Source organism: Streptococcus porcinus, assembly GCF_901542335.1.
GTDB lineage: Bacteria > Bacillota > Bacilli > Lactobacillales > Streptococcaceae > Streptococcus > Streptococcus porcinus_A.
Window position 1 is genome coordinate 433,838 of sequence record NZ_LR594036.1, and the last position, 12,393, is coordinate 446,230.

Sequence of the window (12,393 nt, forward strand, 5' to 3'; positions counted from 1 at the left end):
CAAAAGCTGAACTGAAAACATTTACAACAAGACAATTTCTGTTTTTTCAATTAATTTGTGTTATACTTGTTTAGTTAAAAAATATTATGCTACAAGAGGAAAAAATGACAGAACTAAGAAACGATATCCGTAACGTTGCCATCATCGCTCACGTTGACCACGGAAAAACAACACTTGTTGATGAATTGCTGAAACAATCACACACACTTGACGAACGTAAAGAACTTCAAGAGCGTGCAATGGATTCAAACGATATTGAAAAAGAGCGCGGTATCACCATTCTGGCTAAAAATACGGCTGTTGCTTACAATGATGTTCGTATCAACATCATGGACACACCTGGTCACGCGGACTTCGGTGGTGAAGTTGAACGGATCATGAAAATGGTTGATGGGGTCGTTCTTGTCGTGGATGCCTACGAAGGAACAATGCCACAAACACGTTTTGTTTTGAAAAAAGCCTTAGAACAAGATTTGGTTCCTATTGTAGTTGTTAATAAAATCGATAAACCTTCAGCTCGACCAGCTGAAGTTGTAGATGAAGTGTTGGAACTTTTCATTGAACTTGGTGCAGATGATGAACAATTGGAATTTCCAGTGGTTTATGCATCAGCAATTAATGGAACATCGTCACTTTCTGATGATCCAGCAGATCAAGAACATACTATGGCACCAATCTTTGATACAATCATTGATCATATTCCAGCACCAGTTGATAATTCTGACGAGCCTTTACAATTCCAAGTGTCGTTATTAGACTATAATGACTTTGTTGGACGTATTGGGATTGGTCGTGTTTTCCGTGGAACTATCAAAGTTGGCGATAATGTTACCCTTTCTAAATTAGATGGCTCTACTAAGAATTTCCGTGTTACAAAACTCTTTGGTTTCTTTGGCTTAGAGCGTCGTGAAATTGAAGAAGCAAAAGCTGGTGATTTGATTGCTGTTTCAGGTATGGAAGATATCTTTGTTGGAGAAACAATTACTCCAACGAATGCTATTGAACCATTACCAATTCTGCGTATTGACGAGCCAACTCTTCAAATGACTTTCTTGGTTAACAATTCACCTTTTGCTGGTCGCGAAGGTAAATGGGTAACTTCACGTAAGATTGAAGAACGTTTACAAGCAGAATTACAGACAGACGTATCACTCCGTATCGATCCTACTGATTCACCTGATAAATGGACTGTTTCTGGTCGTGGTGAGCTTCACTTGGCTATTCTTATTGAAACAATGCGTCGTGAAGGCTATGAGTTACAAGTATCTCGTCCTGAAGTTATCATCAAAGAAATTGATGGTGTTAAATGTGAGCCGTTTGAGCGCGTGCAAATTGATACGCCAGAAGAATATCAAGGGGCGATCATTCAATCACTCTCAGAACGTAAAGGCGATATGTTAGATATGCAAATGGTCGGAAACGGTCAAACACGCTTAATCTTCCTAATTCCTGCACGTGGTTTGATTGGTTATTCTACTGAATTTCTTTCAATGACTCGTGGTTACGGAATTATGAACCATACTTTTGATCAGTATTTACCAGTCGTGGGTGGTGAAATTGGAGGACGTCATCGTGGTGCTCTTGTTTCGATTGATCAAGGAAAAGCGACAACCTATTCAATTATGCGTGTAGAAGAGCGTGGAACAATTTTTGTTAATCCTGGAACGGAAGTTTATGAAGGAATGATTATCGGGGAGCATTCACGTGATAATGACCTAGGTGTCAATATTACCACAGCAAAACAGATGACGAATGTTCGTTCAGCTAATAAAGATCAAACTTCTGTTATTAAAACGCCTCGTATCCTAACTTTAGAGGAATCTTTAGAATTCCTTAATGATGATGAGTATATGGAAGTCACTCCAGAATCTATTCGTCTTCGTAAACAAATTCTTAATAAAGCAGCGCGTGATAAAGCAAGTAAAAAGAAAAAATCTGCTGAGTAAGCATGTCCATTAAAACGATTAAAGATTTTTAAAAAGCTTATCTTTTTAAAAGTCTTTTTGTATCCCAGATACCATCAGATATTAATAAGATATTTTTAGAAAAGAGGATAGCTTTGTTCTATTTAATTATTGCTATATTAATTGTTTCCTATTATATCTTTATGGCACCCAAAAGTATCAAAAACACCTTATCAATGATAGGCTTAGTCGCTTTAGTAGCACTTTTAATTGTATTAGCTGGAATGAGCTTGATTAAAATATTGGAATCTCCTCCTGAAGTATTTGTTGTAATAGCCATGATTGCAGTAAGTTTTTTTGCATTACGTGATATTTTACGGATGCCAACTAAAAATAAAAATGATTAAAGGCTAAACTCTCTGAGTTTAGCTTTTTTAGTAAATTAGCAATACATTAGCTACCTGGCTTTTACGCGCTACGGACGGGCTTTGCCTTGAAAAAGCCAGAAAATAAAGGTAAAATGATAAAGTGTTAGAATGGATGAAGTGTGAAAAGATGAAAAAAATTACAAATTTTGAAAATAAAAAAGTACTTGTTCTTGGATTAGCTAAATCAGGTGAAGCAGCGGCGCGTTTGTTGACGAACCTTGGTGCTTTAGTGACCGTTAATGACGGGAAAGTATTTGAAGAAAATCCCGCTGCTCAAGCCCTTTTAGAACTTGGGGTTAAGGTGGTTTGCGGTAGCCACCCGCTTGCCCTATTAGATGAAGACTTCGAGTTGATGATTAAGAATCCAGGAATACCATATTCAAATCCGATGGTTGAAAAAGCTCTTGCTAAGGGAATCCCCGTTTTAACTGAGGTTGAACTAGCCTATTTAGTGTCAGAAGCACCTATTATTGCTATTACAGGTTCTAATGGTAAAACTACGACCACCACAATGATTGCAGATGTTTTAAATCATGGTGGTCAATCAGCTCTCTTAGCCGGCAATATTGGTTATCCTGCTTCTGAAGTTGTTGTTAAGGCCGAGGCTAAAGATAGACTTGTGATGGAATTATCTTCTTTCCAATTGATGGGAGTTAAAGCCTTCCATCCGCATATAGCCTTGATTACTAATCTAATGCCAACACATCTTGACTACCATGGCAGCTTAGAAGACTATGTGGCGGCTAAATGGAATATTCAGCAGCGAATGACCGAAGAAGATTATGTGATTTTAAATGCTGATCAAGAATTAACCAGTACATTAGCGTCAAAAACCAAAGCGAAGGTCCTTTATTTTTCAACTAAAAAAGAAGTTGAAGGTGCATATCTGAAAGATGGCAAACTCTACTATAATGGTGACTTTGTCATGGAAGCTTCAAGTATTGGAGTACCAGGTCTACATAACGTAGAAAATGCTTTAGCTACGATTGTTGTTGCTAAGCTTTCTAATATTGTGAATTCTGTTATTGTAGAGACATTGAAGCATTTTGGTGGCGTTAAACATCGCCTTCAATATGCGGGACAATTGCAAGGGGTTACCTTTTATAATGACAGTAAATCAACGAATATATTAGCTTGTCAAAAGGCGCTTTCAGGTTTTAATAAGGAAAATCTTATCTTAATTGCAGGTGGACTTGATCGTGGGAATAGCTTTGACGAGCTAGTGCCAGATATCAAAGGTATTAAAAAGATGATTCTCATAGGTGAAACTGCTGATAAAATGAAACTAGCAGCAGACATGGCGGGAGTTTCTTATAGCAGTGCTAAAGATGTGGCTGACGCGACAAGAATTGCCTTTAAAGGAGCTAGTGCTGGTGATGTTATTTTACTTAGCCCTGCTAATGCAAGCTGGGATATGTACCCTAATTTTGAAGTTCGCGGAGATGAGTTTTTGAAGACCATTGAAGACTTAAAAGGAGAATTCTAATGGCTAAAAGAATTATTTTTACAGGTGGGGGGACAGTTGGTCATGTGACTTTAAATCTTATCTTAATGCCTTATTTTATTAAAGATGGTTGGGAAGTTCATTATATTGGAGATAAAAATGGAATTGAGTACAAAGAGGTGCAGGAGTCAGGTTTAGCAGTTACTTTTCATGCCATTAAGACTGGAAAATTGAGACGCTATTTTTCTTGGCAGAATCTTATTGATGTCTTTAAAGTTGGAATTGGGCTTTTCCAATCGCTTATCATCATCTCGAAAGTAAGACCCAAAGCTGTTTTTTCAAAGGGTGGCTTTGTCTCTGTGCCACCTGTTATCGCAGCTAAATTATTAGGGCTTCCTGTCTTTATACATGAGTCAGATATTTCGATGGGCCTAGCCAATAAAATTGCTTCACAATTTGCGACAACGATGTACACAACCTTTGAACCAGCAACTCATCTAAAAAATGCTAGACAGATTGGGGCGGTTACAAAAGTTAGTGGGCTTCTAACGTATGACTCTGATGAATATAAAAAAATAAAAGCGCATTTTGATCCGTCACTAAAAACGCTTTTATTTGTAGGTGGTTCTGCAGGAGCTAAGGTTTTTAATCAGATGATTACTCAGACACCAGCTTTGACCGAACATTTCAATGTTATCAATATTACTGGTGATACCTCTTTGAACACAATTGAAAAGAATCTTTATCGGATAGACTACGTAACAGATTTTTATCAACCACTAATGTCGTTAGCGGACGTTGTCATTACGCGGGGGGGGTCCAATACACTATTTGAACTCTTAGCGATGCGAAAGCTTCATGTGATTGTTCCTTTAGGAAAAGAAGCTAGCCGCGGAGATCAGATAGAGAACGCCAACTATTTTGTTAAAAAGGGATATTCTCGTCAGATTAAGGAAAGCGATCTAAGTTTCGAAAAATTAAGGCAGGAGATTGATTACCTCATACTGCATAGAGATTCTTTTGTGAAGGCCATGTCAACATCTCAAGAAATCACACCTCCTGATAGATTTTATGATATGTTAGTGACTGATCTCAGCTCAAAAATTAAGGAAGATTAAATGGTGAAAGAGAAAAAAACGAGTCCTGAAAAGGAACCTCTTGTTTTGACGGAATGGCAAAAGCGAAATATTGAATTCATAGAAAAAAAGAAGAGTCAAGCTGAGGAGGAACGTAAACTTAAAGAAAAGTTACTTAGTGAGAAAAAAGCTCAGTTACAATCAAAGAGTAATGAGGAAGAAATAGATACTGATGGCACATCAGATACTGATAGTGCTATGGATGAAGATGACATTAAGGAAAAAGTTATACCTAAAGTTAAAAAAGAAAAAACGAAAAGACAAAAGGCGTTGATTAAGGCTTTGCCTGTTCTTTTAACAAGTTTTTTGATTTTGACTACTTCAATCTTTTTCTTATCGCCTTATAGCAAATTAAAAACATTTGCTTCAAAAGGTAATGACCATACCAGCTTGGTAGAACTTGTAAATCAAAGTCAAATTAAATCGTCAGAATATTTCCTATCGGTATTTTTTTCATCAGCAAAGCATGTGAAGGCTGTTAAAGCCAGTAACCCTTGGGTTAAGGATGTTTCAATTCATTATCAGCTTCCTAACCATTTTGTATTTAATGTTAAAGAATATCGTATTATTGCTTATGCTCAAGCTGATAATGGTTTTCAGCCAATTCTTGAAAATGGTCGCCGCGTTACAATTGTCAATAAGAGCCAGTTACCTAAGAATTTTTTAATTATCAACCTAACTAAAGAAAAAGATATCCAGTATTTGGTTAAGACTTTGGCAAAATTACCAGAGGGATTAGTTAAAATGATTAAATCAATTTCCCTAGCTAACTCAAATTCAACAGCAGACTTATTAACTATTGAAATGCAGGATGGGAATACAGTCAGAGTTCCGCAATCACAATTACTGAAAAAAATGCCCTACTACCTTAAAATTCAGAAAAATTTAGAAGGTAAAACTATTGTTGATATGGAAGTAGGCATCTACTCGACAACTAGTGACATTGAGGCCAAAGAGGCAGAAGTTAAGGATGAGAAAAAGAATACTCCTGAGCAAAAAACAGAAACTTCTGACGGTGCAAATACTAACGGTCAAACAAGTTCGTCGATCGATCAAACGGTCAATTCTACAAATTCCCCACAACTTTCCGAGACTCAACCTGAGGCAACTCCTACTTCTGGGGCAGTTGCTCCTGTGCCAGCTCAGTGAAAATAAGGCTGTCCTTGTTCTTAGAAAGAACGTAAAAACCAAGTGTAAATTGCTATGAAAATAGTTGTGAAAATAGCTTTTCAATAATCTGATTAAATTGACAAAAAAGATTAAGTTTATATAACAAAATGCGTAAAATAATAACATTTTACGTTTTTTTATGGTATAATATCCACTGAATAATTCTGTTTTTAACAGATTTTAGAATGGTAAAAGTTTGGAAAGATAGCGAGGTCAAGTGAATGGCTAGAAATGGCTTTTTTACTGGTTTGGATATAGGAACTAGCTCGATTAAAGTACTTGTTGCAGAGTTTATTTCAAGTGAAATGAATGTTATCGGTGTTAGCAATGTCCCTAGTACAGGCGTAAAAGATGGAATAATTATTGATATTGAAGCTGCTGCAGTAGCCATTAAAACAGCAGTTGAGCAAGCAGAAGAAAAAGCAGGAGTGGCTATTGATAAGATTAATGTTGGTCTTCCAGCAAATCTTCTACAAATTGAACCGACACAAGGTATGATACCAGTACCAAGCGAATCAAAAGAAATAAAAGATGAAGATGTCGATAGTGTTGTTAAATCCGCTTTAACTAAGAGTATTACGCCTGAACGTGAAGTTATTTCTTTAGTTCCAGAGGAATTCATTGTAGATGGTTTCCAAGGGATTCGTGATCCACGTGGTATGATGGGTATCCGTTTGGAGATGCGCGGGTTGATTTATACTGGGCCAAGTACTATCTTGCACAACTTACGTAAAACAGTCGAACGTGCGGGGATTAAAGTCGAAAATATCATTATCACTCCTCTTGCAATGGCTCGGTCAGTTTTAAATGAAGGTGAACGTGAATTTGGTGCTACTGTTATTGATATGGGTGGCGGTCAAACTACGGTTGCCTCAATGCGCGCCCAAGAATTGCAATACACTAATATTTATTCTGAGGGTGGAGACTACATTACCAAGGATATTTCAAAAGTTTTAAAAACATCCATGTCTATAGCTGAAGCATTGAAATTCAACTTTGGTCAGGCAAATGTCAACGAAGCAAGCTTGACTGAAACAGTTAAGGTGGATGTTGTAGGTAGTGATGAACCTGTGGAGGTTACTGAACGTTACCTGTCTGAAATTATCTCAGCGCGTGTCCGTCATATTTTAGACCGTGTTAAACAAGATTTAGACCGTGGTCGTCTTTTAGAATTACCTGGCGGGATTGTTCTAATTGGTGGTGGAGCAATTGTTCCAGGAGTAGTTGATATTGCTCAGGAAATCTTTGGAACTAATGTTAAACTACACGTTCCTAATCAAGTTGGCATCCGTAACCCAATGTTTGCTAATGTCATTAGTTTAGTCGAATATGTTGGTAAAATGTCAGAAGTTGATGTTTTAGCACAAGGCGCAGTTACTGGCGAAGAATTGTTGCGTAGAAAACCAATTGATTTTAATGGCCAAGAACCTTATATACCACCCTATAATGAGTCTAGAAATGCACAGACAGCTAATTATAGCAGCTCGCAACAAGATGCACCTGTTGATTTTGAGAAACAAGCGTCAGCTGAGCCAAAACCTGGTTTAGGCGAACGGGTTCGTGGTATTTTTGGAAGTATGTTTGACTAGTTATTTTGTAAAATAACTGCGTTGAAAAGATAGTAATAAAGTGAGGATTAAAAATGGCATTTTCATTCGATACAGCATCAATTCAAGGTGCTATCATTAAAGTAATCGGTGTTGGAGGAGGCGGTGGTAACGCTATCAATCGTATGATTGATGAAGGCGTTGCTGGTGTGGAATTCATCGCAGCTAACACTGATATTCAAGCTCTAAGCTCGTCCAAGGCTGAAACTGTAATTCAATTAGGACCTAAGTTAACGCGCGGTCTTGGTGCGGGAGGACAACCTGAGGTAGGTCGTAAGGCTGCAGAAGAAAGTGAAGAAACATTAACAGAAGCACTGACTGGTGCAGATATGGTTTTCATCACAGCCGGTATGGGAGGCGGATCTGGTACGGGTGCTGCTCCAGTTATCGCTCGGATTGCTAAAAGTCTAGGTGCACTGACTGTGGCTGTTGTTACTCGTCCATTTGGTTTTGAAGGAAATAAACGTGGCAATTTTGCTATTGAAGGTATTCAAGAATTGCGTGAGCAAGTTGACACCCTACTCATTATTTCCAACAATAATTTACTTGAAATTGTTGATAAGAAGACTCCGCTATTAGAAGCACTTAGTGAAGCTGATAATGTTTTACGACAAGGGGTCCAAGGTATTACAGATCTGATTACTAGCCCAGGCTTAATCAATTTAGACTTTGCTGATGTTAAAACAGTGATGGCTAACAAAGGGAATGCCTTAATGGGAATTGGTATTGGAACTGGAGAAGAGCGCATTGTTGAAGCAGCTCGTAAAGCCATCTACTCACCATTATTGGAAACAACAATAGATGGTGCTGAGGATGTTATCGTTAATGTTACTGGAGGCCTTGATATGACCTTAACAGAAGCTGAGGAAGCTTCTGAGATTGTTGGACAAGCTGCTGGAAATGGTGTTAATATTTGGTTAGGAACATCAATTGATGATAGCATGAATGACGAAATTAGAGTGACAGTAGTTGCTACAGGCGTTCGTCAAGATAAAGCTGAACAAGTTTCTGGTTTCCGCTCTCAACCTCGCACTTTTAATCAAGGAAGTGCTCAAAAAGCTGGCGCTCAATATGCAAGTGAACAAACACATCAATCTGCTCAACCAAATTTTGAACGACAAACAAATTTTGACATGGCAGAAACGCGCGAGATGCCAAGAACACACTCTAATGGGCCAAAAGTGAATTCAAGTCAAAATCAAGGCTCAGCCTTTGGAAATTGGGACTTAAGACGTGACAATATTGAGCGACCTACTGAAAGTGAACTTGATAAACAGTTAAATATGTCAACATTCTCAGTTAATGAGTCCGATGATGATGAATTAGAAACACCACCATTCTTTAAAAATCGTTAAACTAATCAATGAATCTTGAACAAAATAAAAAAACTATTTTTGAACAAGTCCATAAAGCATGTATCGCAGCTAATCGTTTAGAGGAAAGTGTAAAGGTGGTAGCTGTTACCAAACATGTCGATGTTTCTACTGCAAGTGCTTTACTTGATACTGGAGTAAAGCATCTAGCAGAAAATCGTGTGGATAAATTTTTAGAAAAGTACGACGCTTTAAAGGATAGGGATGTCACTTGGCATCTCATCGGCAGTCTCCAAAGACGTAAAGTAAAAGACGTCATTAATCGTGTTGACTATTTTCACGCTTTGGACTCTCTAAACTTGGCTCAAGAAATTCAAAAGCGTGCTGATCACCCTATTAATTGCTTTTTGCAAGTTAATATTTCTGGTGAAGAAAGCAAGCATGGTTTCTCTCCTGATGAAGTGAATTTAGTCCTTTCGCAGATTGCTGAATTGGATAAGATTCGTTTAGTTGGATTGATGACCATGGCTCCACTAGATGCAGATTCAGAAATCATTCATGGCATTTTTGAACAGGCCAAACAATTAAGACAAGAATTGCAACAACAGGACAGAAAGAATATGCCCTTTACGGAGTTAAGCATGGGAATGAGTAATGATTATGAAATCGCTATTCAGCACGGTGCAACTTTCGTGCGTATTGGAACTTCTTTCTTTAAAGTAATGGAGAAAAAAGATGGCATTTAAGGATACAATTAATAAAGTGGTATCTTACTTTGATACTGATGACATCAGTGAAGTGGAAGAAGATGTTCCAGTTCAGCAAGTAGAGGAGCAACAGAGTCAAAGACCACATCAAACTGCTCGTCAGAGCTCTCAACAGCAAATTGTTAATAAAACAAACCAGCCTGCTAGTAGGCCAGCTCAACCTAGTCGTAATTATAAGGCAGAGCAACAACAACCTCTTCCTAACTATCAATCACAACCACGCTCAAATTCCTCAGATATATCAGAACGCAGACAAACTCCGTACGGGTCGGGTTCACACGTAAAAAAACAAGATATCTTGTCAGAGGGTTCAAGGGTTGAACAAACAAGGATTGCTTTGAAGTATCCTAAGAAGTATGAAGATGCTCAGGAGATTGTTGATTTACTTATTGAAAATGAATGTGTTTTGATAGATTTTCAGTATATGTTAGATGCTCAAGCGAGACGTTGCTTAGATTTTATTGATGGTGCTAGTAAAGTTTTATATGGTTCACTACAAAAAGTTGGTTCGTCAATGTATCTATTGACCCCTTCTAATGTATCTGTTAATATTGAAGATATGAATATTCCAAATACTAACCAAGACTTTGGTTATGATTTTGATATGAAGAGACGTTAATTATGATAGTCATTCTAGTTATCGTTCTCAATTTGATCAAGGTTTATTCATACCTTTTGCTTGGTTATGCCTTACTATCTTGGTTTCCAGGCGCTTATGATACTTGGTTAGGCCGTTTCATTTGTCAATTAGTTGAACCTGTTTTACAGCCTTTTAGAAAATTACCGCTACAATTTGCAGGTATCGATTTTACAGTTTTCGTGGTTATGATTGCGCTCAATTTTTTAAGTAATTTTTTGATAAGACTATTGGTAGGATGACGACGAAGGATTTTAAACAACATTTTCATCCAAGTGAACCCCCCTTTATTGAAAAAATACAAGATATTATTCGGCGAGTTGAGGATTCTTATTCTTTTTATCTGACTGAATTTTTGAATCCAAGGCAAGTGGAAATACTTAAAATATTAGTAGCAAGTTCTGAACTTCAATGCTTTTCGTCAAGTGATTTTTATCATACCGAATATGGACGTGTAATTATTGCACCCGATTATTATCATTTAAGTGAATGTGATTTTGAACTTGCAATTGTTGATATAAGCTATAATGCTAAATTTAACACAATAAAACATGCTCAAATATTGGGTACTTTTATTCATGAATTAGGCATACAAAGGAGTTTATTAGGTGATATTTTAGTAACACCTGGACATGCTCAAGTAATGACAACAAAATCAATGCTTTCTTATGCCATAACAAATATTTCGAAAATTGCTAGGGCTAGTGTGAATTTGAAAGAGGGTTCGTTAAAAGACCTTATTCAGGCTAATGTTGATGAGAAATACTTGGAATTGCTTCTTTCGAGTTTTAGACTGGATACCTTGATTGCTAATGTCCTTAAGTTATCGAGAAGTCAGGCCATCAAATTAGTCGAGTCTGAAAAAGTAAAAGTCAATTACCGGGTTGTAAGGAAAGCTTCTGACTTACTTGTAATTGGTGATTTGATTAGTGTTAGAGGCTTTGGAAGATTTCAACTTTTACAGGATAATGGTTTAACCAAAAATGGAAAGTACAAACTTACAATAAGCAAAACAATGCAAAAATAAGGAGATACAATGGCACTTACAGCACTTGAAATTAAAGATAAAACATTTAAAACAAAATTACGCGGTTATAGTGAAGAAGAAGTAAATGAGTTTTTAGATATCGTTGTTGATGATTATGAAGCTCTTATTAAGAAAAACCGTGAGCAAGAAGCGAAAATCAAAACTCTTGAAGAAAAATTAGCTTACTTTGATGAAATGAAAGAATCACTAAGTCAGTCCGTTATTCTTGCACAAGAAACTGCTGAAAAAGTAAAGGCATCTGCCAATGCTGAAGCAAGTAATTTGGTAAGTAAGGCCAACTATGATGCACAGCATCTCTTAGATGAGTCAAAAGCAAAAGCTAACCAAATGTTGCGTGATGCTACGGATGAGGCAAAACGAGTTGCAGTTGAAACTGAAGAATTGAAACGTCAAACACGTGTTTTCCACCAACGTCTAATTTCATCTATTGAGTCTCAACTAAGCTTATCAAATTCCCCAGAATGGGATGAGTTATTGCAACCCACAGCTATTTATCTTCAAAATTCTGATGCCGCTTTCAAAGAAGTTGTTAAAGAAGTTCTTGATGAAGATATTCCAGAAACAAATGATAGTGCATCCTTTGATGCAACTCGTCAATTTTCGCCAGAAGAAATGGCTGAGCTCCAACGGCGAGTTGATGAAAGTAATAAAGAGCTTGAATCTTCTGAGTTTGCCAAAAATGATCATTCCGATTATTCAGATTCAGTAATTAACCTTAACGAAACACAAACTTTTAAATTAAATATTGAAGATTAAGAAAAACACGATTATTTAATCAATAGTTACAGCAAGCAGATGATGATGAGAGATCTGTATTCCCTTGATTAATAATTATCATTTTCAATCATTCTAACTGAAATCTAGTAAGTTAGGAGGTGGGCTCACCTTACGAGCAAAGAGGGAATGATGCTTGGCATTATTCTAAACTAAGGTGGTACC

At 37.1% G+C, this 12,393-nt stretch carries 12 protein-coding genes; all 12 read left to right on the top strand.

All coding sequences use genetic code 11. The features are described 5' to 3' along the window. The first annotated feature begins 104 nt into the window (after positions 1 to 104). Positions 105 to 1,946 (top strand): translational GTPase TypA, encoded by a 1,842-nt coding sequence (typA, locus tag FGK96_RS02195; RefSeq protein ID WP_138080940.1) that lies wholly within the window; start codon positions 105 to 107, stop codon positions 1,944 to 1,946. A 113-nt stretch (positions 1,947 to 2,059) separates the two neighbouring features. Then, positions 2,060 to 2,311, top strand: a complete 252-nt coding sequence (locus FGK96_RS02200; RefSeq protein ID WP_003083315.1) for a DUF3165 family protein — start codon at positions 2,060 to 2,062, stop codon at positions 2,309 to 2,311. Between the two features lie 148 nt (positions 2,312 to 2,459). Continuing rightward, a complete protein-coding gene (gene murD, locus FGK96_RS02205; RefSeq protein WP_138080942.1) occupies positions 2,460 to 3,818 on the top strand; it encodes a UDP-N-acetylmuramoyl-L-alanine--D-glutamate ligase in 1,359 nt (452 codons plus the stop codon). Further along, positions 3,818 to 4,894 (top strand): UDP-N-acetylglucosamine--N-acetylmuramyl-(pentapeptide) pyrophosphoryl-undecaprenol N-acetylglucosamine transferase, encoded by a 1,077-nt coding sequence (locus FGK96_RS02210; RefSeq protein ID WP_138080944.1) that lies wholly within the window; start codon positions 3,818 to 3,820, stop codon positions 4,892 to 4,894. The genes murD and FGK96_RS02210 overlap by 1 nt, the downstream gene beginning before the upstream one ends. Further along, positions 4,895 to 6,061 carry a cell division protein FtsQ/DivIB gene (locus FGK96_RS02215; RefSeq protein ID WP_138080946.1) on the top strand — a complete coding sequence of 389 codons (1,167 nt, stop codon included), beginning with the start codon at positions 4,895 to 4,897 and terminating at the stop codon, positions 6,059 to 6,061. A 242-nt stretch (positions 6,062 to 6,303) separates the two neighbouring features. After that, positions 6,304 to 7,671, top strand: a complete 1,368-nt coding sequence (gene ftsA, locus FGK96_RS02220; RefSeq protein WP_138080948.1) for a cell division protein FtsA — start codon at positions 6,304 to 6,306, stop codon at positions 7,669 to 7,671. A 53-nt stretch (positions 7,672 to 7,724) separates the two neighbouring features. Then, positions 7,725 to 9,044, top strand: a complete 1,320-nt coding sequence (ftsZ, locus tag FGK96_RS02225) for a cell division protein FtsZ (protein ID WP_138080950.1) — start codon at positions 7,725 to 7,727, stop codon at positions 9,042 to 9,044. Between the two features lie 8 nt (positions 9,045 to 9,052). Next, positions 9,053 to 9,748 (top strand): YggS family pyridoxal phosphate-dependent enzyme, encoded by a 696-nt coding sequence (locus FGK96_RS02230; RefSeq protein WP_138080952.1) that lies wholly within the window; start codon positions 9,053 to 9,055, stop codon positions 9,746 to 9,748. Continuing rightward, the gene (locus FGK96_RS02235) at positions 9,738 to 10,388 is read left to right on the top strand and encodes a cell division protein SepF (RefSeq protein ID WP_138080954.1); all 651 of its coding nucleotides are present in this window, start codon (positions 9,738 to 9,740) and stop codon (positions 10,386 to 10,388) included. Before FGK96_RS02230 ends, FGK96_RS02235 begins: the two co-directional genes overlap by 11 nt. Positions 10,389 to 10,390: 2 nt before the next feature. Then, positions 10,391 to 10,648 (top strand): YggT family protein, encoded by a 258-nt coding sequence (locus FGK96_RS02240; RefSeq protein ID WP_003085114.1) that lies wholly within the window; start codon positions 10,391 to 10,393, stop codon positions 10,646 to 10,648. Further along, complete coding sequence (locus FGK96_RS02245) at positions 10,645 to 11,433, top strand: RNA-binding protein (protein WP_138080956.1); 789 nt, start codon at positions 10,645 to 10,647, stop codon at positions 11,431 to 11,433. The genes FGK96_RS02240 and FGK96_RS02245 overlap by 4 nt, the downstream gene beginning before the upstream one ends. A gap of 9 nt (positions 11,434 to 11,442) precedes the next feature. Beyond that, complete coding sequence (locus tag FGK96_RS02250) at positions 11,443 to 12,210, top strand: DivIVA domain-containing protein (protein ID WP_138080958.1); 768 nt, start codon at positions 11,443 to 11,445, stop codon at positions 12,208 to 12,210. Positions 12,211 to 12,393: the final 183 nt, after the last annotated feature.

Bases quoted from the DNA above. Each gene is read 5' to 3' on its own strand.
- typA (WP_138080940.1), top strand. From the start codon at position 105: ATGACAGAACTAAGAAACGATATCCGTAACGTTGCCATCATCGCTCAC.
- murD (WP_138080942.1), top strand. From the start codon at position 2,460: ATGAAAAAAATTACAAATTTTGAAAATAAAAAAGTACTTGTTCTTGGA.
- FGK96_RS02210 (WP_138080944.1), top strand. From the start codon at position 3,818: ATGGCTAAAAGAATTATTTTTACAGGTGGGGGGACAGTTGGTCATGTG.
- FGK96_RS02215 (WP_138080946.1), top strand. From the start codon at position 4,895: ATGGTGAAAGAGAAAAAAACGAGTCCTGAAAAGGAACCTCTTGTTTTG.
- ftsA (WP_138080948.1), top strand. From the start codon at position 6,304: ATGGCTAGAAATGGCTTTTTTACTGGTTTGGATATAGGAACTAGCTCG.
- ftsZ (WP_138080950.1), top strand. From the start codon at position 7,725: ATGGCATTTTCATTCGATACAGCATCAATTCAAGGTGCTATCATTAAA.
- FGK96_RS02230 (WP_138080952.1), top strand. From the start codon at position 9,053: ATGAATCTTGAACAAAATAAAAAAACTATTTTTGAACAAGTCCATAAA.
- FGK96_RS02235 (WP_138080954.1), top strand. From the start codon at position 9,738: ATGGCATTTAAGGATACAATTAATAAAGTGGTATCTTACTTTGATACT.
- FGK96_RS02240 (WP_003085114.1), top strand. From the start codon at position 10,391: ATGATAGTCATTCTAGTTATCGTTCTCAATTTGATCAAGGTTTATTCA.
- FGK96_RS02245 (WP_138080956.1), top strand. From the start codon at position 10,645: ATGACGACGAAGGATTTTAAACAACATTTTCATCCAAGTGAACCCCCC.
- FGK96_RS02250 (WP_138080958.1), top strand. From the start codon at position 11,443: ATGGCACTTACAGCACTTGAAATTAAAGATAAAACATTTAAAACAAAA.